The following is a 20,309-nucleotide window of genomic DNA, read 5'->3' on the forward strand; positions in this document are numbered from 1 at the left end:
GATCGCTGATTTTTTGAAGGTATGGTCATCATCCAGTGCGTGTCACCACGGCTACGACTTGGTTGTTCGAGGTTCCCTTACCTCAGTTAGGGAACCCCTGAACAACTCCCCCCAGATGCGCGACACTCCGCACTCACGTTGAGGAAGCCTCCATGCAACTGACATTCGGTGACGCGGAGGGCTTGTGCAAGCGCAAGCAGACCAGCCGAGAGATCTTCCTGTGCGAGCTGGAGCAGGGGGTTCGCTGGAAACAACTGACCGCATTGATCGAGCCGCACTATCCGGTGTCAAGACGGCCTGGTCGGCAGCCCTACGTGCTGACGAGGATGTTGCGGATTCACTTGGTACAGCAGTGGTCCGCGTTGCGCGTTACTGGCGCTCTCGATGCTGAGATTTTTGGGTCTTGCGAGTTGTTCAGACCTTACTTAAAGCAGCCATCACTCCAACGACACATCCGCCAGATAAACGCTCGCTACGGTCTGTCAGCCACCATCTGTCAGCCACGTTCAACCTTCAGCTCTCAGCAGTCGCACTCACGCCAGTCACTCCCCTACTCCGCACTCCAGAAGACCGCGCCATGACCATGCCGACCGACTCGATCGCTTTCCACGCCCGCTTTGCACCCCACAAGCTCGCCGCACGCGATGTATTGCTCGGCGCGCAATGGTCCTACGCCGAACTGGACGCATTGATCGGCCGCTTCGCCGCATTGCTGCAAGCGCGTGGCTGTGTGGATGGCGAACGCGTGGCGGTGCTGGCACGCAATTCTGTCTGGCAGGTGGCGCTGCATTTCGCCTGCGGTCGGGTCGGCGCGATCTACGTCCCGCTCAACTGGCGATTGGGTGCGGCCGAGCTGGATGCACTGTTGCGACGTGCCGAGCCGCGCCTGCTGTTGGGTGACGACATAGCCGCCGGGCGCGCCGATGTCGTGCCGCTGATCGACTTCCTCGAAGAGTCCAACGCACTCGAACCCGCAGACACAGCGCCGATTCTGCCCGATCGCGTCAGCTTGATCCTGTTCACCTCAGGCACCTCTGGCCAGCCCAAAGGCGTGATGCTGAGCGAGCAGAATCTGCAGCAGTTAGCACACAACTTCGGCGTCACCACCCGCGTGGATGCGACCAGCAGCTTTCTGTGCGAGGCGCCGATGTTTCATATCATCGGCCTGGTCACCAATGTGCGTCCCGTGTTGGCCGTCGGCGGCTCGATCCAGGTCTCCAGCGGCTTCGAACCAAAACGCACGTTGGGCTGGTTGAGCGATCAATCGCTTGCAATCACGCATTACGTCGGCGTGCCGCAGATGATGCAGGCGTTCCGTAGCCAGCCCGGTTTCGATGCGGCATCGTTGCGTCACCTGACCGCGCTGGTCAGCGGCGGCGCACCACATGCCAGCGAGGATCTGCTCGGCTGGTTGGACGATGGCATCCCGATGGTCTGCGGTTTCGGTATGAGCGAGGCCGGCACGGTGTTCGGCATGTCGGTGGACTGCGAGGTGATCCGCAACAAGCTCGGCGCGGTCGGCATTTCGACACCCTCGGTGCAAACGCGCGTGGTCGATGGCGATGGCAACGACTGCAAGGTCGGTGTCCCCGGCGAGCTGTTGTTACGCGGGCCCAATCTCAGCCCCGGTTATTGGCGCGACCCGCAGGCAAGCGCCGAAGCGCTTGATGAACAGGGCTGGTTCCGCACCGGCGACATCGTGCAGCGCGACGCCGATGGCTTCTTCTGGGTCGTCGACCGCAAGAAAGACATGTTCATTTCCGGCGGCGAGAACGTCTATCCGGCAGAAATCGAAGCCGTGCTCGCCGAGCATCCGCAAGTGCGCGAATGCGCGGTGGTGGGCATCGCCGACCAGCAGTGGGGCGAGGTCGGTTATCTGGCAATCGTCCCGACCGATGAGGCACCGGATCTGGAACAGATCCGCAGCTATCTGATCAAACGCCTGGCCAAGTACAAGGTGCCCAAGCACCTGCGCGTGGTCCAGGCGCTGCCACGCACCGCAACCGGCAAATTGCAGAAGGCGCGTTTGAAGGAGGCCTTGGTCAATGAGGCGTGATGCACGCTGCAGCAGTGGTCGAACCACTCGCCAGCGCTGCTGCAACGCTCCAATCCTGAAGCAGACCACACACAGCAGAACCGGCAGCCTTGCGCTACCCGTTGTTTGCGCGCGTCAAGCCGGCAGCAGCTCCACGAGATCCACTTTGGCGTTACTCAGAACGCACGTGATCGATCACGCAGACGCGTCCAGCAACATGTCGTCTTCGCCGATCTGCTCATCCACCCACACCGCGCCTTGCTCGGCCATCACACCCAACTGATGTTCCAGCTCGCGCATCAGCAGGCGCACGCCGGGTTTGTGGATCGCGCTTCCATCGCGATAGATCACCCCGCCTGCGCGTGCCTGCGAGGGCTGCTGCAACTGAAACGCACGCAGCTCGCCGCGTGCGATGTCGCCGGCCACCATCATGCTGGGCATCACGGCGATGCTGTCGGTACCAAGCAAGATCTCGCGAGTGAAACTGGCCGAACTGGAACGCAGCTTATCGCGCGTGGCCAGCCCGTTTTCTCGCATCACCTGCGCCACATCGCGTTCCACATGCTGGCTCAACGTCGGCAGCACCTGCCGGTAGGCCGCGGCTTCGGCAATACGTACCGGTCCGTTGGCAAACAACGGATGATCGCTGCGCGCGACCAATGCAATCGGATCGTGATACAGCACCTTGCGGATCAGCGCATCGTAGCGCGCAAGCGGATACAGCCGGCCCACCACCAGATCGACCTCGTTACCGGCCAGCTTGGGCAGCAACTCATCGGTACGGCCATGTAGCAGGCGCACCCGCAGCGTCGGCTCGGCTCGGTACAACGCGGCCAGCACGGCCGGCAACAACCCGCTCGCCGCCACCGGCAACGCGCCGACGGTGATCGTGAGCGCATCGTCCTGCAGCAGACCCTCGAAGGTATCCTGCGCGCGGCGTAGCTGGCCAAGGACGACGTGCGCGGTCTGTACCAGCACCTCGCCCATCGCGTTAGGGCGCACGCCGCGCGAATGGCGCTCGAACAACGGCGCGCCGACGATCTCTTCTATCTCCTGCAAGGCGCGCGTCAATGCGGGCTGGGTGACGTTCAATACGCGTGAGGCGCGCAACAGGCTTTTTTGCCGGTCCAGCGCCTCGATGACATGTAGATGCCGGACCTTGATGCGGTGTTCGAAGAACACAGAGGACATGGTCATGGGGAAGACCTTACGTTTGGGAAGTCGAGTGGAGCTGCAATGCGGCACAGGGCCGACGCGTGCAGGTCAGCGTGCATCGGGCACACGCCGCGTCTGCATGAAGTCTTCGAAAGATTCGCCGCGCATGATGGCGTAGACCTGCAGATTGGTCATGCGCACCACGCGTGCAAATTTTTCGATCACGAAAAAATTGGCGCCATACTGCACAAGGCCGAGCCAGTCGCGCGCACGGATCAGCGCCTTTTCCTGCTCGGTGAGCCCGGCTTCCTGCATCAGCGCTTCGGCATCCTGCAAAAAACGATCGCGCCACGGGATGCGAATCATGTGCCAGAAGAATCGGTTGATGCGCAGCGCGCGATTGCTGGTGCGCAGATCGAACAGATAGGTGCCGTCGATCTGGTCCATGCCCTGTACTTGCGGATTCATCGTCGGGCCCTCATGCAGCATTGGCGGTGTGCGCGAGTAACTCTGCCGAGCGCAGCGCGCCGGCTGCTTCTTCGCCAGGCTCGTACAGCACCACGGTCATCGCGGTGGTGGTCATCAAGTAGTAGTTCTGATGCAGCTTGCGGATCGGCCCGTCCAGGGCGCCGCGCATCGCCAGCCACATGATCTGCTCCACACTCTCTGCACCGCCCAGGCGCACGTAATCGGTGTGGGTCAGCTCGGTCAGCGTTTCCGGCGCATGCTGAAAGCGGTCCAGAAACTCCATGTCCCACTCGGTGTTGTTGAAGCCGGTGCGTTCGCCGTGGATCTGGTGCGACAGCCCGCCGGTGCCCACCACCACCACCTTGAGATCTTCCGGATAGGATTCGATCGCGCGGCGTACCGCCTGACCAAGGCGGTAGCAGCGGCGCGCGGTCGGCAGCGGGTACTGCAGCACGTTGATGGCGATCGGCACCACCGTGCCTGGCCAGTCCGGCACGTGCGGCCATAGCAACGGCAACGGCGCCGCGCAGCCGTGGTCGATCGGCTTGTCCTGGAACACGGTCAGATCGAATTCGTCGTTGACCAGGCATTCGGCGATATGCGCCTGCAGCTGCACATCGCCGCGGATCGGCGGCAGATTACGCAGCCCCGCGCCTTCGTCGGCTACCGGAAAGCGCTCGCCGATGCCCAATGCGAAGGTCGGGTACAGGTCGAAGAAGAACGTCGTGCAATGGTCGTTGTAGAAGAACACCAGCACGTCGGCCTGTTGCTCCGCCAACCAGGCGGCAACCGGCGTGTAGCCGTCGAACAGCGGCTTCCATAGCGGATCCTGCTGTTTGCCCTTGTCGTAGGCCACCCCGATGGTGGGGACGTGCGAGGTCCCGATGCCGCCGATAATGCTTGCCATGTTGCGCTCCTGCGACGCGGGCCGGCCGCTTCTGGGGCCGAACGCGCGTCATTGATTGGGTCGGGATCAGCGACGCAATGGATCCTAAGAGGGTCAGCCAAGGACTACGGATCGCCAAAACGGTATCCTTGGGATCCAAATTGCCATCAAGCGTTCCCATCCGCAAGGTTTTTATACAGGTTATTCGTAGGTTTCCCCGCTTGGTCAACGTGCGCTGCGGTACGGCGCGAGAGAATGGAGCCAATGGCGAACAACCACCGATTGCAAGCGATTCAGCAACTACGCGAATTGATCCTGTGCGGCACGTTTGCCCCAGACGAGCGCATCACCGAAGCGGCATTGGCCGAGCGCCTGGCCATTTCGCGCACGCCCATCCGTCAGGCCCTGCCGGCGCTATGCCAGGAAGGCCTGCTGGTACAGGCGGGCAATCGCGGCTATGCGGTGCGGCGTTTCAGCCAGCAGGAGAGTCTGGACGCGTTGGCGGTGCGTGCCCTGATGGAAGGCATGGCCGCACGTGCAATTGCCGAACAGGGCGCTTCCGACGTCCTGCTTGCCACCCTGCACGCCTGCCTCGACGAGGGCGACCGGATCCTGGCAAGGCGCAGCCTCAGTGCCGGCGCTGAACAGGCCTACGGCGCAATGAATGCCTGCTTTCATCGGTCGATCGTGGTGGCCGCCAACAAACCGATCCTCACCGAAACCGTGGACCGCTGCACACTGGTGCCGTTCGTCAGCCCGGTCAATGTGGTGTTCGGCCAACGCTCGGTCACCTTGGCCTACGACGATCTGTATTACGGGCATCGGCAACATAGAGCGATCGTGTCGGCCATCGAGCAACGCGACGGCGCGCGCGCCGAACTGCTGTTTCGCGAGCATGCCAATACCCAGCGGCACAGCATGGGCATCTGATTCGCGTCGCGCGCGACTGCGCGTCATCGCGCGAAGCGACAGAGGCACAACCTCACCAACGAAAATGCCCAGCAACCGATCGCAGCTCGCGCATCTAAGAACGCAGATGCAAGCAAAAGCGGCAACCTGCAACGCTCGCCAATGTCAGCACATTGGCAAGCAGGCCGCATGCATTCACCCACGCTATAGCGAATGCACGAACATCACGTTGAAGTTGTTGCCGGCAACCGAGTTCTTTACATCAACCGGCAGATAGACGTTGAAGTTGAGCAGGTTCTTTTGATCGAACCGCCAGGAAAAGCCAGGACCGAGATAGAACTGCGTGCGCTTGCTGTCCGGCACACGTTCCCCATTGGTCTGGTTGTCCTCCAACTGCTGCAGGTAATAGCCACTGACGCCCAGACGCAGCTGCTCGGTAACCTTGACCGAGCTGGCGATGTTGGCCCAGGCCACATCGCCGGCCTGGCCGTTGCGGAAGCGGAATCCTGGAATCGGCGGCACGCCACCGGCGCGGTCGGTCCGGAAGTTGTAGAGATAATGCAGACGCGCACTGATTTCCCAATTGTCGCTGGGCTGCACGGTAAACGCCCAATGCGGTGACAGCGACCAGAAGCCGGTGCTCTGGTTGATCGCAATATCGCGATTGAAATTGCCGACCGGCGCGAATGCAACCAGCGCAAAGCGCTGAAAGAACGCGATGCGTCCGTTACGCATGACCGGCGGCATCTGCAATGCGGCACCGACGGTGATATCGCCCATGCCGAAGGCGTTGCCGCACAGCCGCACCGGGCTATCGGCTGCAAAGGACGCATTGTGATTGACCAACGGCAGAATCGCATCGAAGCTGACCGATCCTCCCAGCCACGTATAGGGAGTGACATAGATGAACTGCGTCAACGATGCCGTGGTGCTGATCTTCGGATCGCGGAACGCCGGCACATCGTTGCCGTGCCCATCCAGGATGGCGTTGGAGTTGTAGTGGCGCACGTATTCGATCACGGTCAACCCCGGCGTACTGGAGCCGAAGCCATCGAAGAAGCTGGTGCCGCCCAAGTTGATGCCCTGCGGCGGCGCGACAGTTTCCGGCAACGCCTGCGCGAGTGCGGCGAAGGGCATCGTCGCGGCCAACGCCGCTGCCAGCGCGCTGGCATCTGGAAAGCGCTGCGGGGACGACGGGCGGTTGCTGCGATGGATCGGACATGCGTGTTCCACTTGGCAATTCTCCTGTTAAGGGATAAGGCGTTTGGATGCAGGCACGACGTGAGGGAATGGACAGCAGTCGCGGCGCTGCGCGGCAGGCCCGTGAGGCTTGCGCATCCGGGAGAGCGGCACTCGATACGACTCTCTGGAGCGGCTTATCCGGTGCCCAGGCGCAGCAGCAGCGCGCCCAAACGTTGCTGGAACAGCCACAGGCCTTGCTCGCACACCAGCACGTCCTCGAACGTGCCCAGCAGCGCAGCACCATCGGCCTGCCATGGCGGCGACCCGGAGGTGACGGAGGCGGTGTAAAGCAGTACGTGACTGCGCGCGTTCGCCAGCACCGGCGACTGCACCGAGACGACGGTATCGAGCATCAGATGGCAACTCGTGCGCGGTGGACGCTCGGCGAACGCGCGGCGGATCGCCTCGCGTCCACGCACCGGTGCATCGGGCGCGCTGGGCCGGGCGAAGACCGCATCTTCGGTGAACAACCCGGCGAGGCCGTCGTGATCGTGCTGATCGTTGTACCAGGCGAATTGGCGGATCACTTGCTCGCAGGCAACGACGATAGATGCTTTGGCAGTCATGGGAGCGAACTCCTTGCAATGCAGCGACGGTGCGGCGTTGGGCATCGGTGCGCGAGCGCGCACACGTTGCTGCAGCGTGTTCCAGGCGACCGCCTCACGCGTCCTGCAACCAATTGCGCAGGGCGCTACTGACCGCCTCTGGAGCCTCGACCGGGGCCATATGCCCGCTGTGTTCGAACACCACCAGCTGCGCACCTGGAATCTGCCGCGCCATGTCCTGATGGCGTGCTACCGGACTCCATGCATCCTGACGACCGACGCCCAGCGGCGTCGGGCAGCGGATCGTGGCGAGCAGCGGTGCCGCATCGGGGCGTTGCAGCAAGGCGTTGACCTGCCCGGCGAAGTTCTGCGGCGTGTGCCGCTCCACCATCTTCGTCAGCGGCGCCAAGAGCGCCGGATCGGCGCGGCGGTCCGGGTGCAGCATCGGCGGCAGCCACTGGTTGGCGAGCGCACGCATGCCTTGCGCCTGTGACAGCGCAACCAGCGACTCGCGCAGCGCCTGCTCGCCGTCGCTGCGCGGATGCACGCCGGTATCCAGCAGCGCCAGACGGTGCACGCGCTCCGGCGCCAACCGCAGCACTTCCAGCGCCACACGCGCGCCCATCGAATGACCGGCCAGTGCGAACCGGTGCGGTGCGCGCTCCAGCACGTAGGCGGCCATCGCAGACAGCGTGGTCAGGTCGCGGAAATCCAGCACCTGCACCTCGGCAAGTTCGGCCAGCACCGCGCGCTGGTGTTCCCAGATGCTGGCATCGCAGAGCAGGCCGCACAGCAGCAGCACCGGAGGCGTTGGCGACAATGTGACAGGTGAGGACATAGATCGACTGTAGCCACGTCAGCCACGTTCGTCGTATGGAAAGTGCCGCCTTCGCTATAACCTAAAGGACATATACCTCCCTGACTGACAGCTGCCGACAGCGTTCGCGCCGGCAGTCTTGTGGATCACGCGCCGCCGGAGGCGCGCTTCCACAGCACATCGACCAGCGGCGGCAATTTGCCGGCCAGACCGAGCATTGCTCCGCGCAGCAAGGTCAGATGCATCTCGTCGTTGGAGAACACCGTGTTGATTGCGTCGAAGCCGTACGCGGCAACGGTGTTTTCGCTGCGCCGCGTGCGTGCCCAGCGCTGCAGGCGATGCGGCGCCGCCCAGTTGGCGCGCTTTGCGAGCGCATTGCGCACCTCGTCGCGCAGCGCAGCCACATCGCGCAGGCCCAGATTGACGCCCTGCCCGGCCAGCGGATGCACCACGTGCGCGGCGTCGCCCAAGGTCAGCACGCGGCCGCTGACGTACTGCTCCACCAACTGCCGCTGCAGCGGAAATGCCGCGCGCGCAGACACCACGCGCACCTGCCCCAGTCGGGCGGCAAAAGCCTGCGTCAACGCGCGCGAAAAGTCGGCATCGTCGAGCGCCAGCAAGCGCTCGGCCTCGGCATCCGGCAAGGTCCACACGATCGAACTACGACCATCGGTGAACGGCAGAAATGCCAACGGGCCGGTGGTCAAAAAACGCTGCCAGGCGGTGGATTGATGCGGCTGCTCGGTCTGCACAAACGCCACAACGCCACGCTGATCATAGGCATGCTGCGACACCGGCAGGCCGGTCAACGCGCGCAAGGTGGACGCAGCGCCATCGGCGGCAATCGCGATCGCCGCTTCCAGGCGCCTGCCATCGTCCAGGCGCAGGCGCACGCTCGTTGCGTCCTGCTCCAGCTCGACCACGCGCGCCGGGCAATGCACCTGGATCCCTGCGGCCTGCACAGCGGCCCACAGGCGATCGACCAGCACATCGTGTTCGACGATCCAGCCGAGTTGTTCGCGCCCCAGCGCGTCGGCGTCGAAGCTCAGTTCGCCACCGCCGCCCGCGTCCCAGACCCGCATGCGCCGGTACGGCTGCACGCGTGCGGCGCGCACGGCCTTCCACACGTCCAGACTGTCGAGCAGCGCGGCGTTGTCGGTGGCAAAGGCGTACACGCGCAGATCGGGTTGATCTGCGCGCCAGCGTACGGGCTCGCGGCCTTCGACCAGGGCGACGTTCAAACCGACATCGGCCAGGGCCAGCGCGCAGGCGGCGCCGACCACGCCACCGCCGACGATCAACGCGTCGCGTGTGCCACGGCGGCTCATGCGATCCCCCGGCACAGCTGCGGCACGTCGCCACGGAATCCCATCGCCCCGCCGACCAGCATCGATTGCAGCGGCGCCGCCTGCGAGGCGGCCAGCAGACCAAGGCTGCGCAACGGCCGCAGCAACGGCGCCGGATTGCCGGTGAGCCGCGCCAGCCCGCTGGAAAACCCGATGGTCTGTTCACGGTCCACGCGTCGACGCACCAGATACTCGCTCAACAACCCGCCCGCACCGGCATCGCTGCGATCGTGTTCGATCAATTCGGCCAGCGTCAGCGCATCGCGCAAGCCGAGGTTGAAACCTTGCGCGCCGATCGGATGCAGCATCTGCGCCGCGTTGCCGATCAGCACCACGCGCTCGGCGACCACAGTGGTCGCCAGCACCTGCACCAACGGATACGCGCTGCGCTCGCCACTGGCGATAAAGCGCCCGGCGCGCCAGCCGGCTGCGCGCTGCAAGCGGGCCAGCCAGCCAGCTTCGTCGAGTGCAGCTACCGCGTCGGCGTCGGCACGCGCCACGCAGTGGATTGCGCCGTAATGACGATCGCCACGCGGCAGTAATGCCGTTGGCCCGTGCGTGTCGAAGCGCTCCCACGCGGTGCCATCCGGCGGCTTTGCTGCACGCACCCGCGCCACGAACAGGGTCTGGAAAAAGTCATGCGCTTCGCTGCCGATATGCAGCAGCTCGCGCACAGCGCTGTGGCTGCCATCGGCGCCAACCACCAGCCTGGCCCGCACAAGCCGCTCGCCTTCATCGGTGGACAGGCGCAGCGCGCGCAGGCCGTCCTGCACCGGTTCGACCCCGATGCAGCGCGCCGGGCGATAGCGACGTAGATGGGTCAGTTCGTCCAGCCGTGCCTGCAAGGCCTCGCCCAAGTCGCGCGCCACCACCACCTGGCCGAAGCTGTCGCGCCCGTAGTCGGCCGCATCCAGCTGCACACGGCCAAAGTCGCCGGCGCGGCTGACGTGGATGCGCCGGATCGGCCCTGGCGCGCTGCGCAGCTTGGCCATCACCCCGAGTACGCTCAGCGCGTTGACGGTGGCGGCAGCAAAACTCAGGTTGCGTTGGTCGAATACCGCCGGCGGGGCGCCGGCCGGGGTGGCTTCCACCAGCCCGACATCCAGGCCGATGCGGTCCAGTGCAATCGCCAGGCTGGAGCCGACCAGGCCACCGCCAACGATCAGAACGTCATGTAGGTGTGTCATTCCCACATGATAAGCCTTCGCCCACGGCCCGTTGGCGCGATCGGGTGGGACAGCTTGCCGCGCCAGGCGCGCGTGGTGCGGTCGCCTTCTGAACACGGGGCAGATGTTCCAGTTCCATCACTGCGAACAGATTTCCGACACAGCGCGCGAAGTCCTCAAGAATGTGGCGGCAAGCCTGCCGAACATCGCAAACGAACACGATGCCCTCATTTTCGATGACTCCACGGGAAAGCGGACGGCGTACTTGAGGGAACCGGGGACAGCACCACCCAGTGATCGCCTTGGACAGACGTCCTATCTATGCCCGGTATTTGGCGTGGGCTCGGCGGGTTCCACGCTACACTCCCGGACCTGTGATCCAGCCACTTTCGCGCATGACTCCTCGCTCGCACGACACCGTGATTGTGAGCTTGCTCGCCGTCCTGATGGCGTCCACGCGGATCAACCACTTCCCGCCGGTCCCGGACGCGTATTGGGCGGTGTTCTTCATAGGCGGGTTCCATCTGGCTGCGCGCACCAAACTGGCGTTTCCGCTGCTGATGCTGCTGGCGGTGGCGGCGGACTGGCTGGCGATCACCAACCAGGGCCTGAACTTCTGGCAACACTACGGCGTGTCGCCGGCGTACTGGTGCCTGATCCCGGCGTATTTCGCGCTCTGGGCCAGTGGCCTGTGGCTGCGCCGGCAGTACCACGGCGCCCACTGGAGCGCGCTGGCCACACTGGTGCCGGCGCTGCTGATCGCCGTGGCGCTATGCCAGCTAATCGCCCAGGGCAGCTTCTACTGGATCAGCGCCAGCGTGGCCGAGCCGACCGTGGCCGGCTGGGTCAAGAACTACACCGACTGGCTGGGTCCCTACCTGCGCAGCGCGGCGCTGTATGTTGCGGCTGCCGCAGTGATCCAGGTTGCCGCCGAGCGCCTGACCAGCTCGCACGGCCAGACGCAGGCCGGCTGAGATGGGCAACCGGCTCTCACGCTTCTATACGCGTGCCGGCGACGACCGCTGCACCGGTCTGGGCGACGGCAGCCGCACCGGCAAGGACGCGTTATGCGTCAATGCCTACGGCAGCGTGGACGAAGCCAATTCGGCCATCGGCATGCTGCTGGCGGCCCCCGACGTGCCGCAACCAATCGCCGAGCTACTGACCACGGTGCAGCACCAGTTGTTCGATCTGGGCGGCGAGCTGTGCATCCCGGGCCATGCGGCCATCGACGCCGCCGATATCGAGGCGCTGGAGCGCCAGCTCGACCACTTCAACGACACGCTCCCCCCCGCTGCAGAACTTTATCCTGCCGGCCGGTGGCGAGGCGGCCGCGCGCTGCCATCTGGCCCGCACCATCGTGCGCCGGGCCGAGCGCGAGACCATCGCGCTGTCGCGTCACGAGCAAGTGCGCAGCGAGGCAATCGGCTATTTAAATCGTCTGTCAGACCTGCTGTTCGTGCTGGCGCGCGCACTGGGACGTGCCGATGGCCAGCAGGAAGTGCTGTGGCGGCACGACCGCCGGCACGGCTGAGCATGCACATGGCACGGCGGAAAGGCTAGATTTGCCCCATGTTGGTCTTTACCCATCCCGCCTGCCTCGGTCACGACGCCGGCCCCGAGCATCCCGAGCGCCCCGCCCGCCTGGAAGCGGTGGTCCAGGCCTTGCGCGACGCATTTCCGGATCTGGACTGGCGCGAAGCGCCGCTGGCCAAGCTGGGCGACCTGTGCCGGGTGCACGAGCGCGAACAGGTCGACACGGTGCTGGAAACCTCCTTCAACGGCCATCACCGGCTCGATGTAGACACCGTGATGTCGCCCGGCTCGCGCGCGGCCGCCTTGCGCGCGGCAGGTGCCGGCATCGCCGCGGTAGATGCGGTCATGCAGGACGTCACCCGCACCGCCTTCTGCGCGGTTCGCCCGCCCGGACATCACGCCACCGGGCAGGTGTCGATGGGCTTTTGCCTGTTCAACAACATCGCCCTGGCCGCCGCCCACGCGCGTGACCGGCATGGACTGGAGCGCATCACCATCGTGGATTTCGACGTGCACCACGGCAACGGCACGCAGGCGATCTTCGAACGCGAGCCGACTGTGCAATACCTCAGCACCCACCAGTCCGGGCTGTATCCGCACTCGGGCAGCGTCTACGAGCGCGGCATCGGCAACATCCACAACCTGCTGCTGCCACCTGGCAGCGACGGGCTGCGCTTCCGCAACGTATGGGAAGACCAGATGCTGCCGCTGATCGACGTCTTCCGCCCGCAGCTGATCCTGATTTCCGCCGGTTTCGATGCGCACCTGCGCGACCCGCTGGCCGATCTGATGCTCGATGCCGACGATTTCGCCTGGCTGACCCGTGCATTGCGCACACTGGCCGAACGGCATGCGCGCGGCCGCGTAGTGTCCATGCTGGAGGGCGGCTACGACCTGCAGGCCTTGCGCGAGAGCAGTGTGGCGCACGTGGCCGCACTGCGTTGAACCCCAACGGCGCGTTGGTCGCGCCACCCAGTGCGATGAACCTCGCCCTCCCGAGGCCGGGGCTTTTCATTGCCCCCATGCGGGGTATACGGCAAGCTAGTGACCATTTTACTGGTTGAACCCAACGCGTGCGCCGAGTTCTCCGCCTGCTACCCCTACCCTTGAGCATCGCCATGTGCCTACCGGCCATGGCTGTCGACAAGCCGCTGAACTGGGGATTGTGCCCTGCTGTGGACCCTCTGCCCGGCTTCGACGGCGCCCCGGCCGCCGATGCCAAGGCCGCCGAGATGCGCCAACAGCTGCCCACCGATATCGAAGGCGACCAGCTGTCCGGCACCAGCACCAATCCGCAATACCAGGGCAACGTGGCGCTCAAGCGCGGCGACCAGTTCCTGGGTGCCGACAACCTGCGCATGGACACCGAGACCGGCAACTACATCGCCGAAGGCAACGTGCGCTATCAGGACAACTCCTTCCGCATGGTGGCCGACCGCGCTGAAGGCAATCAGGACACCGACGCCCACAAGGTCAGCAACATTCAGTACCAGATGGTGGACCGACGCGGCAACGGCGTTGCGGAATCGGTGGACCTGCAGGGCCAGGTCGGGCAGATGCACCGCTCGACCTATACCACCTGCGATCCCTCGCAGCCGATCTGGCGCGTGCGCGCGCCGGAGATCGACGTCGACAACGAAGACGGCTTCGGTACCGCGCGCAACGCCGTGCTGCAGATCGGCAAGGTGCCGGTGCTGTATTTCCCGTGGTTCAAGTTTCCGATCGACGACCGCCGCATGACCGGCCTGCTGTTCCCGCAGTTCGGCCTGTCCGGCCGCAACGGCTTCGATTACCTGCAGCCGATCTATCTGAATCTGGCGCCGAATTACGACGCCACGCTGCTGCCGCGCTACATGAGCAAGCGCGGTTTCATGTTCGGCACCGAATTCCGTTACCTGTACGAGGGCGGCCGCGGCGAAATCACCGGCAACTATCTGCCTAACGACAAGTTGCGCGACAAGGACCGTGGCAGCGTCTTCTACAGCGGCTATCACAACGTCAACAAGTACTGGCAGGCGCGCAGCAGCATCTCCTGGGTCAGCGACACGCGCTACGTGGAAGATTTCACCAGCCGCATCAATGGCATGGGGTCGGCTTCCAGTGTGCAAAGCACCGTGGGCATCTACGGCACCGGCGAGACCTGGACTGCAGGTGTGATGGCGGATCGCTGGCAGCTGACCGACTACACCCTCGACGAACGGTCGTTGCCCTATAACCGGCAGCCGCGTGCCTATTTCACCTGGGAAAAGCCGTTCGGCATCTTCGAGGCAGGCGTGTATGCCGAAGCGGTGCGCTTCACGCATGACGACTCCTACTTCGTCCAGCCTCCGAGCCCCAGCGCTCCAGGCGAAACAAACAACCGCGACGATAACGACGAGTACGTCCGCACCAACATCCGCAATCAGGAATACGGCAGCGGCTCGCGCCTGGACATCAAACCCTATATCTCGATGCCGCTGTCGGGCGCGGCGTGGTTCCTGACGCCGACCGTGGCCTGGCGCTACACCGCCTATCAGCTGGATTCGACGTTGGCTAATACCGCGCCGCTGACCGGCAATCGCTCGCCGACGCGCAGTCTGCCGATCGCCTCGCTGGACGCCGGACTGTATTTCGACCGCGAGACCTCGGTGTTCGGCACCAACTATCTCAATACGTTGGAACCGCGCATGTATTACCTGTACGTGCCCCACCGCGACCAGGACGATCTGCCGGTCTTCGATACCCGCCCGTTCACCTTCAGCTACGGGCAGTTGTTTCGCGATTCGCGCTACACCGGCGCCGACCGTCAGAACGATGCAAACCAGTTGACCCTGGCAGTGACCTCGCGCTGGCTGCGCCAGGACGATGGTCGCGAGAAGTTGTCGCTGAGTGCGGGGCAGATCCTGTACTTAAACGATTCGCTGGTCACCATCAACAACAGCACCAACTCGACGGCCGGTAGCGAACAGCCCATCGAACAGGGCAAGTCCGCCTGGGTGGCCGATGCCAACTACATGATCAACGACCGTTGGTCGATGGGCGCCACCTATCAGTGGAACCCCAACTCGCGCAAGGAAGATCTGGCAAGCCTGCGCACGCGTTATCTGCTCAACAACGACGGCGTCATCAACCTGGCGTATCGCTACCGGCGCAACCTGATCGACGAAAGCGATCAGCTCAAGCAGGCCGATTTCTCTTTCCTGTATCCGATCAACCCCAGCTGGAGTGCGGTCGGTCGTTATTACTACTCGCTGCTGGACCGCAAACCGCTGGAAATCATCGGTGGCGTGCAGTGGGATAGCTGCTGCTTGGCCGTGCGTGCGCTGGTGCGCCGATTCGTGCGCAACCGCGACGGCGAGATGGACAACTCCATCCAGGTGGAGTTCGTGCTGAAGGGCTTGAGCTCGTTCGGGCAGAACACGGACCGCACTTTGCGCCGTGCTATTCTCGGCTATTACCGCGACGACCTGTACTTGGTCCCGCCCAGCAACACCACGACTAATCCGGACGATTACGATCCGAACTTGATTCCATGACCAAGCCTTTCTCTGTTGTTCTCGCCTCGCTGCTGGTCATCACCAGCACGGTTTCGCCGATGGCATCGGCACAGCAATCTCAGACACTGGATCGCATCGCTGCCATCGTGGACGAAGACGTGGTGCTGCAGAGCGAGCTCGATCGCGCTGTGCGCAACGTCAAGTCGCAATACGCAGGTCGCGATAATCAGCTGCCGCCGGACGATGTCCTGCAGCGTCAGGTGCTCGAGCGTCTGGTGCTGGTCAAGTTGCAGGTTGGCCGCGCCGACAGCACCGGTATCCGTGTCAGCGACGAAGAACTCAACCGCGCCATCGCCAGCATCGCCCAGCAGAACGGCACCACAGTGGATGGCCTGCGTCAGAAGCTGGTCGCCGACGGGATGGGCTATGGCGACTTCCGTGCATCGGTACGCGACGAAATCATTGTGCAGCGCTTGCGTCAGAGCTTTGCGCAGAGCCGCATCAGTGTGAGCGAAGGTGAAGTGGACACCGCGCTGGCCCAGCAGGCCGCCACCGGTAGCCAGTATCACCTGGCGCATATCCTGGTCGGCCTGCCGGAAGGCGCCAATGCCGAACAGATCGCAACTGGCCAAAAGAAAGTCGATGGCGTGAAGGCATTGATCGACAAGGGCGAGCTGGATTTCTCGGCGGCTGCAGTGCGTTATTCGGATAGCCCGAATGCACTGGAAGGCGGCGACCTGGGCTGGCGCAGCCTGGACGAAATTCCCAACGCGTTCGCTCAGCTGATCCGCGACATGCAGCCTGGTCAGGTGGCCGGACCGCTACGTGGCCCAAGCGGCTTCCAGCTGCTCAAGCTGGTGGAAATGCGCGACGCCAATGCCGGTGGCGAAAAGAAGCTGGTCACCGAGTACAACGCACGCCACATCCTGGTGCGTATCGGCGACAACCAGACCGAAGCGCAGGCCAAGGCCAAGATCGACACCCTGCGTGCGCGCATCACCGGTGGCGCCAATTTTCAGGCCACGGCGAAGGAGTCTTCCGAAGACACCAACAGCCGTGGTCAGGGCGGCGATCTGGGCTGGTTCCCGGCGGACGCGTTCGGCCCGGATTTCGGCAAGCAAGTCGAAGGCCTGGCCGACGGCGCGGTGTCCGAGCCGTTCCGCACCCAGGCGGGCTGGCATATCGTGCAGCGCGTTGGTAGTCGTCAGACCGACGTCAGTGCCGAGAGTCAGCGTGCGCAGATCCGTGAAACGATCGGCCGTCGCAAGCTGGAAGAAGATTACAACCGCTACCTGCAGGAACTGCGCGGCGAAGCGTATGTGAGCTTCCGCACCGGCGATCGTGCCGATGGCGACGCCACTGCCGCTCCGGCCAAGCCCGCAGAGCCTGCTGCGGCGCCTGCCGAGCCTGCTGCGCCGACCCCGCCGCCTGCTCAGCCGACGCGCTGATTCGATGCTCCCGTCGCTCGCGCTGGTGCCAGGCGAGCCGGCCGGGATCGGGCCGGAACTGTGTGTCCGACTCGCCCAACGGCCGCGCTCCGATGCGCACCTGATCGCATACGCCGATCCCAGCACCCTGCACAGCGCCGCAAAGGCGCTGTGTTTGTCTGTGCGCTTGCTCGACCCGGATCAGCCTGCGCGTGCAGCCGGCGATCTGGCGCTGCATCCGATCCGCCAGGCGGTGGCAACCCGCTTCGGCACACCCGATCCTGCCAATGCGGCGGCAGTCATCGCCGGCCTGCGTGGCGCGGCCGGCGACTGCCTGTCCGGCAAGTTGCAGGGAATCGTCACCGGCCCGGTGCACAAGGCGGTGATCAACGCGGGCGGCATTCCCTACTCCGGCACCACCGAATTGCTGGCCGAGCAGGCTGGCTGCCCGGTGGTGATGATGCTGGCCAACGCGATCGTGCGGGTTGCGCTGGTGACCACGCATCTGCCGCTGCGCGCAGTGGCCGATGCAATCACGGCAGACAGCATTGCGCGCTGCTTGCGCATCACCGCAGCGGCACTGCAGCGTGACTTTGGCCTGGACCACCCGCGCATTGCCGTGCTCGGCCTGAATCCGCATGCCGGTGAAGACGGCCATCTGGGCCGCGAGGAACTGGACATCATCATCCCGGTGCTTGAGCAACTGCGCGGCGAAGGCCTGCAGCTGATCGGCCCGCTACCGGCCGACACCGCGTTTTTGCCGCAGAAGCTTGGCGGTTTCGATGCGGTGGTGGCGATGTATCACGACCAGGGCCTGCCGGTGCTCAAGTACAGCGGCTTCGAGCAGGCGGTGAACATCACCCTTGGTCTGCCCTACCCGCGCGTCGCGGTCGATCACGGCACCGCGCTGGAACTGGCCGGGCGCGGAATTGCCGATCCGTCCAGCCTGATGGCAGCGACCGCCTTGTGCGCGCGATTGGCCGCACGCCGCTGAGCGATGCCTGATCGCATGCGCATTTGCACGCCGATCATCCGCCGGATGGGTCAGGCAGTCAGAAACGACACCGCTTGCATGCACTGGCTCCGTTAAACTGCGCACATGAATCATTCCTTCAGCGCTCCGGCCAAGAAATCGCTTGGCCAGCACTTTCTTGCAGACCGGTATTACATAGACCGCATCGTGCAGGCAGTGGCCCCGCGCGCCGGCCAGCATCTGGTCGAGATCGGCCCTGGCCAGGGTGCGATCACCTTCCCGTTGCTGCGCAAGCACGGCGCGTTGACCGTCATCGAGTTCGACCGCGACCTGATCGCGCCATTGACCGACGCCGGCGCACCGATCGGCGCGCTGAGCATCATCCATCGCGATGTGCTGAGCGTGGATTTCAGCGCGCTGGTCAATGGCACGCCGATCCGGCTGGTCGGCAACCTGCCCTACAACATTTCCTCGCCGATCCTGTTCCATGCGCTGGACCATGCTGCCGCGGTGGCCGACATGCACTTCATGCTGCAAAAAGAAGTGGTCGACCGCATGGCTGCCGGCCCGGGCAGCAAGGTCTATGGCCGGCTGAGCGTGATGTTGCAGGCGTACTGCGAAGTGACCGCATTGTTCGTGGTGCCGCCGGGTGCGTTCCGGCCGCCACCGAAGGTGGACTCAGCGGTGGTGCGGCTGGTGCCGCGCGATACGGCCACTGTGCTGATCAAGGACCGCCGGCGCTTTGCCGACGTGGTGCGTGCCGGCTTCGGGCAGCGTCGCAAGACCTTGCGCAATGCCTTGTCCGAGGTCTGCGAACCGGCGCATTTCGAGGCGGCGCAGGTACGCCCGAATGCACGCGCGGAACAACTCGAGGTCGCGGATTTCATCCGTCTGGCCAATGTTGAGCTGGCTTGAGCGCCGCTCCCACATCCTTTTCCTTAGACTTTCCCCATGCAAGATGATCCGCGCTATTGGGTCGAGGTCGAGGTGTCGCCCCGCTTCCTCGCTCATCAATCGAACCCCGAAGAAGGCCGCTTTGCCTTCGCCTACAGCATCCGCATCCAGAACGCGGGCGCGCTGCCTGCGCGCCTGATCGCGCGCCATTGGCAGATCACCGACGCCAACGGGCGCACCGAGCAGGTGGATGGCGAAGGCGTGGTCGGCGAGCAGCCGTGGCTGCGTCCGGGCGAAGCCTTCCAGTACACCTCCGGCGTCTTGCTGGAAACCGAGCAGGGACAGATGCGAGGTCACTACGACATGGTGGCCGACGATGGCACCGAATTCACCGCGCCGATCGCCGCCTTCGTGCTGAGCGTACCCAGGACGCTGCACTGATGGATGTTGCACTGAGGGAGCGCATGCGATGAGCGTCTGGGCAATTGGCGATCTACAGGGGTGTTACGACATCACCCAGCGGTTGCTGGAAAAAATCAATTTCGATCCCGCGCAGGACACGCTGTGGTTCTGCGGCGATCTGGTCAACCGCGGCGGTCAATCGCTGGAGACGCTGCGGCTGGTGCATTCGCTGCGCACGCACAGTGTGGTAGTGCTGGGCAATCACGATCTGTCGCTGCTGGCGATCGGTGCGCGTTCGGAAGAAGAACAGCGCAAGGTCAATCCGGATCTGCTGCGCATCGTGCTGGCCGAAGACCGCGACGTGCTGCTCGACTGGCTGCGCATGCAGAAACTGGCGCATGTAGACCGCGCGTTGGGCTGGATGATGATCCATGCCGGGCTGGCACCGAAGTGGACCACGCAACTGGCCGAGAAGCATGCGCGCGAGGTCGAGCAGCAACTGCAGGGCGGCGGCTATCGCAAACTGCTGCGCAACATGTACGGCGATCAGCCGGGTTGGTCGCCGGGCTTGAGCGGTTACGACCGCATCCGCGCGATCATCAACCTGCTCACGCGCATGCGCTACTGCAACCCGCGCGGGCGCATCGCCACCGACGACAAGGGCACGCCCGGCACGCAGGCGCAGGGGTTGTACCCGTGGTTCGAGGTGCCGGGGCGGGTCGAGCGCGATCTGAAGATCGTCTGCGGGCATTGGTCCGCACTCGGGCTGACCATCACGCAAGGCGTGCACGCCATCGATACCGGCGCGGTGTGGGGCGGCAAGCTCACCGCCTTGCAACTGGATACCGACGAACTGCGCGTGGTGCAGGTGCCCGGAATTCCGATCACGCAGCCGCCGCCTGCCGTGCAGCGCAGCCGGCCGCCGCGCCGTCGGCAACGCCAGCGGAGTGGTGGCGACAACGCGAACGCAGGCTCCACCGCTCCCCCAAACATCGCCCCGCCCGCTCCCGCCGCGGACTGAGAAGCGGGTCT

18 protein-coding genes and 2 pseudogenes are annotated in these 20,309 nt (G+C 64.4%); 12 read left to right on the forward strand and 8 right to left on the reverse strand.

The window, feature by feature from the left end; genetic code table 11:
* Nucleotides 1-152 precede the first annotated feature (152 nt).
* Both XpopCFBP1817_RS07235 and XpopCFBP1817_RS07240 read left to right on the forward strand, forming a co-directional pair.
* Nucleotides 153-365: pseudogene (locus tag XpopCFBP1817_RS07235) on the forward strand (transposase); the annotation flags it as partial.
* Between the two features lie 212 nt (nucleotides 366-577).
* Nucleotides 578-2,056, forward strand: coding sequence for an AMP-binding protein (locus tag XpopCFBP1817_RS07240; protein ID WP_128416600.1), 1,479 nt, complete (start codon nucleotides 578-580; stop codon nucleotides 2,054-2,056).
* A gap of 174 nt (nucleotides 2,057-2,230) precedes the next feature.
* Here XpopCFBP1817_RS07240 and XpopCFBP1817_RS07245 read toward each other — a convergent pair whose 3' ends face one another.
* The 3 genes from XpopCFBP1817_RS07245 to XpopCFBP1817_RS07255 form a co-directional block, all read right to left on the reverse strand.
* Nucleotides 2,231-3,232 (reverse strand): LysR substrate-binding domain-containing protein, encoded by a 1,002-nt coding sequence (locus tag XpopCFBP1817_RS07245; protein WP_128416601.1) that lies wholly within the window; start codon nucleotides 3,230-3,232, stop codon nucleotides 2,231-2,233.
* A 66-nt stretch (nucleotides 3,233-3,298) separates the two neighbouring features.
* Nucleotides 3,299-3,658, reverse strand: a complete 360-nt coding sequence (locus XpopCFBP1817_RS07250) for a protocatechuate 3,4-dioxygenase (RefSeq protein WP_128416602.1) — start codon at nucleotides 3,656-3,658, stop codon at nucleotides 3,299-3,301.
* A 10-nt stretch (nucleotides 3,659-3,668) separates the two neighbouring features.
* Nucleotides 3,669-4,565: a gallate dioxygenase gene (locus XpopCFBP1817_RS07255; protein ID WP_128416603.1), complete on the reverse strand. Its 897-nt coding sequence runs from the start codon at nucleotides 4,563-4,565 to the stop codon at nucleotides 3,669-3,671.
* Nucleotides 4,566-4,799: 234 nt separating this feature from the next.
* On the opposite strand from XpopCFBP1817_RS07255, the gene XpopCFBP1817_RS07260 reads away from it, so the two are divergent.
* Complete coding sequence (locus tag XpopCFBP1817_RS07260; RefSeq protein WP_128416604.1) at nucleotides 4,800-5,474, forward strand: GntR family transcriptional regulator; 675 nt, start codon at nucleotides 4,800-4,802, stop codon at nucleotides 5,472-5,474.
* Nucleotides 5,475-5,657: 183 nt separating this feature from the next.
* Here the strand turns inward: XpopCFBP1817_RS07260 and XpopCFBP1817_RS07265 are convergent, their stop codons facing one another.
* From XpopCFBP1817_RS07265 to ubiH, 5 genes are all read right to left on the reverse strand, one after another.
* Complete coding sequence (locus XpopCFBP1817_RS07265; RefSeq protein ID WP_128416631.1) at nucleotides 5,658-6,590, reverse strand: SphA family protein; 933 nt, start codon at nucleotides 6,588-6,590, stop codon at nucleotides 5,658-5,660.
* 239 nt (nucleotides 6,591-6,829) lie between these two features.
* On the reverse strand, nucleotides 6,830-7,261 hold the full coding sequence (locus XpopCFBP1817_RS07270; RefSeq protein ID WP_128416605.1) for a nuclear transport factor 2 family protein: 432 nt from the start codon (nucleotides 7,259-7,261) through the stop codon (nucleotides 6,830-6,832).
* 94 nt (nucleotides 7,262-7,355) lie between these two features.
* Nucleotides 7,356-8,078 (reverse strand): alpha/beta fold hydrolase, encoded by a 723-nt coding sequence (locus tag XpopCFBP1817_RS07275; RefSeq protein WP_128416606.1) that lies wholly within the window; start codon nucleotides 8,076-8,078, stop codon nucleotides 7,356-7,358.
* 125 nt (nucleotides 8,079-8,203) lie between these two features.
* On the reverse strand, nucleotides 8,204-9,385 hold the full coding sequence (locus XpopCFBP1817_RS07280; RefSeq protein ID WP_128416607.1) for a UbiH/UbiF family hydroxylase: 1,182 nt from the start codon (nucleotides 9,383-9,385) through the stop codon (nucleotides 8,204-8,206).
* Nucleotides 9,382-10,590, reverse strand: coding sequence for a 2-octaprenyl-6-methoxyphenyl hydroxylase (gene ubiH, locus XpopCFBP1817_RS07285; RefSeq protein ID WP_128416608.1), 1,209 nt, complete (start codon nucleotides 10,588-10,590; stop codon nucleotides 9,382-9,384). Before ubiH ends, XpopCFBP1817_RS07280 begins: the two co-directional genes overlap by 4 nt.
* Nucleotides 10,591-10,964: 374 nt before the next feature.
* Between ubiH and XpopCFBP1817_RS07295 the strand changes: the two genes are divergently transcribed.
* The 9 genes and pseudogenes from XpopCFBP1817_RS07295 (at nucleotide 10,965) to XpopCFBP1817_RS07335 (ending at nucleotide 20,298) form a co-directional block, all read left to right on the forward strand.
* The gene (locus XpopCFBP1817_RS07295; protein ID WP_128416610.1) at nucleotides 10,965-11,543 is read left to right on the forward strand and encodes a hypothetical protein; all 579 of its coding nucleotides are present in this window, start codon (nucleotides 10,965-10,967) and stop codon (nucleotides 11,541-11,543) included.
* A gap of 1 nt (nucleotide 11,544) precedes the next feature.
* Nucleotides 11,545-12,103, forward strand: a pseudogene (locus XpopCFBP1817_RS07300) (cob(I)yrinic acid a,c-diamide adenosyltransferase).
* Nucleotides 12,104-12,141: 38 nt separating this feature from the next.
* The gene (locus XpopCFBP1817_RS07305) at nucleotides 12,142-13,050 is read left to right on the forward strand and encodes a histone deacetylase family protein (protein WP_128416611.1); all 909 of its coding nucleotides are present in this window, start codon (nucleotides 12,142-12,144) and stop codon (nucleotides 13,048-13,050) included.
* 128 nt (nucleotides 13,051-13,178) lie between these two features.
* A complete protein-coding gene (gene lptD / locus XpopCFBP1817_RS07310) occupies nucleotides 13,179-15,620 on the forward strand; it encodes an LPS-assembly protein LptD (protein WP_128416612.1) in 2,442 nt (813 codons plus the stop codon).
* Nucleotides 15,617-17,029, forward strand: coding sequence for a peptidylprolyl isomerase (locus XpopCFBP1817_RS07315; protein ID WP_128416613.1), 1,413 nt, complete (start codon nucleotides 15,617-15,619; stop codon nucleotides 17,027-17,029). Before lptD ends, XpopCFBP1817_RS07315 begins: the two co-directional genes overlap by 4 nt.
* 4 nt (nucleotides 17,030-17,033) lie before the next feature.
* Nucleotides 17,034-18,002, forward strand: a complete 969-nt coding sequence (pdxA, locus tag XpopCFBP1817_RS07320; RefSeq protein ID WP_128416614.1) for a 4-hydroxythreonine-4-phosphate dehydrogenase PdxA — start codon at nucleotides 17,034-17,036, stop codon at nucleotides 18,000-18,002.
* A gap of 105 nt (nucleotides 18,003-18,107) precedes the next feature.
* Nucleotides 18,108-18,896, forward strand: coding sequence for a 16S rRNA (adenine(1518)-N(6)/adenine(1519)-N(6))-dimethyltransferase RsmA (gene rsmA / locus XpopCFBP1817_RS07325; RefSeq protein WP_128416615.1), 789 nt, complete (start codon nucleotides 18,108-18,110; stop codon nucleotides 18,894-18,896).
* Between the two features lie 36 nt (nucleotides 18,897-18,932).
* Nucleotides 18,933-19,316, forward strand: a complete 384-nt coding sequence (apaG, locus tag XpopCFBP1817_RS07330; RefSeq protein WP_128416616.1) for a Co2+/Mg2+ efflux protein ApaG — start codon at nucleotides 18,933-18,935, stop codon at nucleotides 19,314-19,316.
* A gap of 28 nt (nucleotides 19,317-19,344) precedes the next feature.
* Nucleotides 19,345-20,298 carry a symmetrical bis(5'-nucleosyl)-tetraphosphatase gene (locus tag XpopCFBP1817_RS07335; RefSeq protein WP_128416617.1) on the forward strand — a complete coding sequence of 318 codons (954 nt, stop codon included), beginning with the start codon at nucleotides 19,345-19,347 and terminating at the stop codon, nucleotides 20,296-20,298.
* Nucleotides 20,299-20,309: the final 11 nt, after the last annotated feature.

This window comes from Xanthomonas populi (assembly GCF_002940065.1).
Classification (GTDB): domain Bacteria; phylum Pseudomonadota; class Gammaproteobacteria; order Xanthomonadales; family Xanthomonadaceae; genus Xanthomonas; species Xanthomonas populi.

What these genes read in the sequence shown, in the direction of transcription:
- XpopCFBP1817_RS07240 (WP_128416600.1), top strand. Translation starts at nt 578, where the DNA reads ATGACCATGCCGACCGACTCGATCGCTTTCCACGCCCGCTTTGCACCC.
- XpopCFBP1817_RS07245 (WP_128416601.1), bottom strand. Translation starts at nt 3,232, where the DNA reads ATGACCATGTCCTCTGTGTTCTTCGAACACCGCATCAAGGTCCGGCAT.
- XpopCFBP1817_RS07250 (WP_128416602.1), bottom strand. Translation starts at nt 3,658, where the DNA reads ATGAATCCGCAAGTACAGGGCATGGACCAGATCGACGGCACCTATCTG.
- XpopCFBP1817_RS07255 (WP_128416603.1), bottom strand. Translation starts at nt 4,565, where the DNA reads ATGGCAAGCATTATCGGCGGCATCGGGACCTCGCACGTCCCCACCATC.
- XpopCFBP1817_RS07260 (WP_128416604.1), top strand. Translation starts at nt 4,800, where the DNA reads ATGGAGCCAATGGCGAACAACCACCGATTGCAAGCGATTCAGCAACTA.
- XpopCFBP1817_RS07265 (WP_128416631.1), bottom strand. Translation starts at nt 6,590, where the DNA reads ATGCCCTTCGCCGCACTCGCGCAGGCGTTGCCGGAAACTGTCGCGCCG.
- XpopCFBP1817_RS07270 (WP_128416605.1), bottom strand. Translation starts at nt 7,261, where the DNA reads ATGACTGCCAAAGCATCTATCGTCGTTGCCTGCGAGCAAGTGATCCGC.
- XpopCFBP1817_RS07275 (WP_128416606.1), bottom strand. Translation starts at nt 8,078, where the DNA reads ATGTCCTCACCTGTCACATTGTCGCCAACGCCTCCGGTGCTGCTGCTG.
- XpopCFBP1817_RS07280 (WP_128416607.1), bottom strand. Translation starts at nt 9,385, where the DNA reads ATGAGCCGCCGTGGCACACGCGACGCGTTGATCGTCGGCGGTGGCGTG.
- ubiH (WP_128416608.1), bottom strand. Translation starts at nt 10,590, where the DNA reads ATGACACACCTACATGACGTTCTGATCGTTGGCGGTGGCCTGGTCGGC.
- XpopCFBP1817_RS07295 (WP_128416610.1), top strand. Translation starts at nt 10,965, where the DNA reads ATGACTCCTCGCTCGCACGACACCGTGATTGTGAGCTTGCTCGCCGTC.
- XpopCFBP1817_RS07305 (WP_128416611.1), top strand. Translation starts at nt 12,142, where the DNA reads ATGTTGGTCTTTACCCATCCCGCCTGCCTCGGTCACGACGCCGGCCCC.
- XpopCFBP1817_RS07315 (WP_128416613.1), top strand. Translation starts at nt 15,617, where the DNA reads ATGACCAAGCCTTTCTCTGTTGTTCTCGCCTCGCTGCTGGTCATCACC.
- pdxA (WP_128416614.1), top strand. Translation starts at nt 17,034, where the DNA reads ATGCTCCCGTCGCTCGCGCTGGTGCCAGGCGAGCCGGCCGGGATCGGG.
- rsmA (WP_128416615.1), top strand. Translation starts at nt 18,108, where the DNA reads ATGAATCATTCCTTCAGCGCTCCGGCCAAGAAATCGCTTGGCCAGCAC.
- apaG (WP_128416616.1), top strand. Translation starts at nt 18,933, where the DNA reads ATGCAAGATGATCCGCGCTATTGGGTCGAGGTCGAGGTGTCGCCCCGC.
- XpopCFBP1817_RS07335 (WP_128416617.1), top strand. Translation starts at nt 19,345, where the DNA reads ATGAGCGTCTGGGCAATTGGCGATCTACAGGGGTGTTACGACATCACC.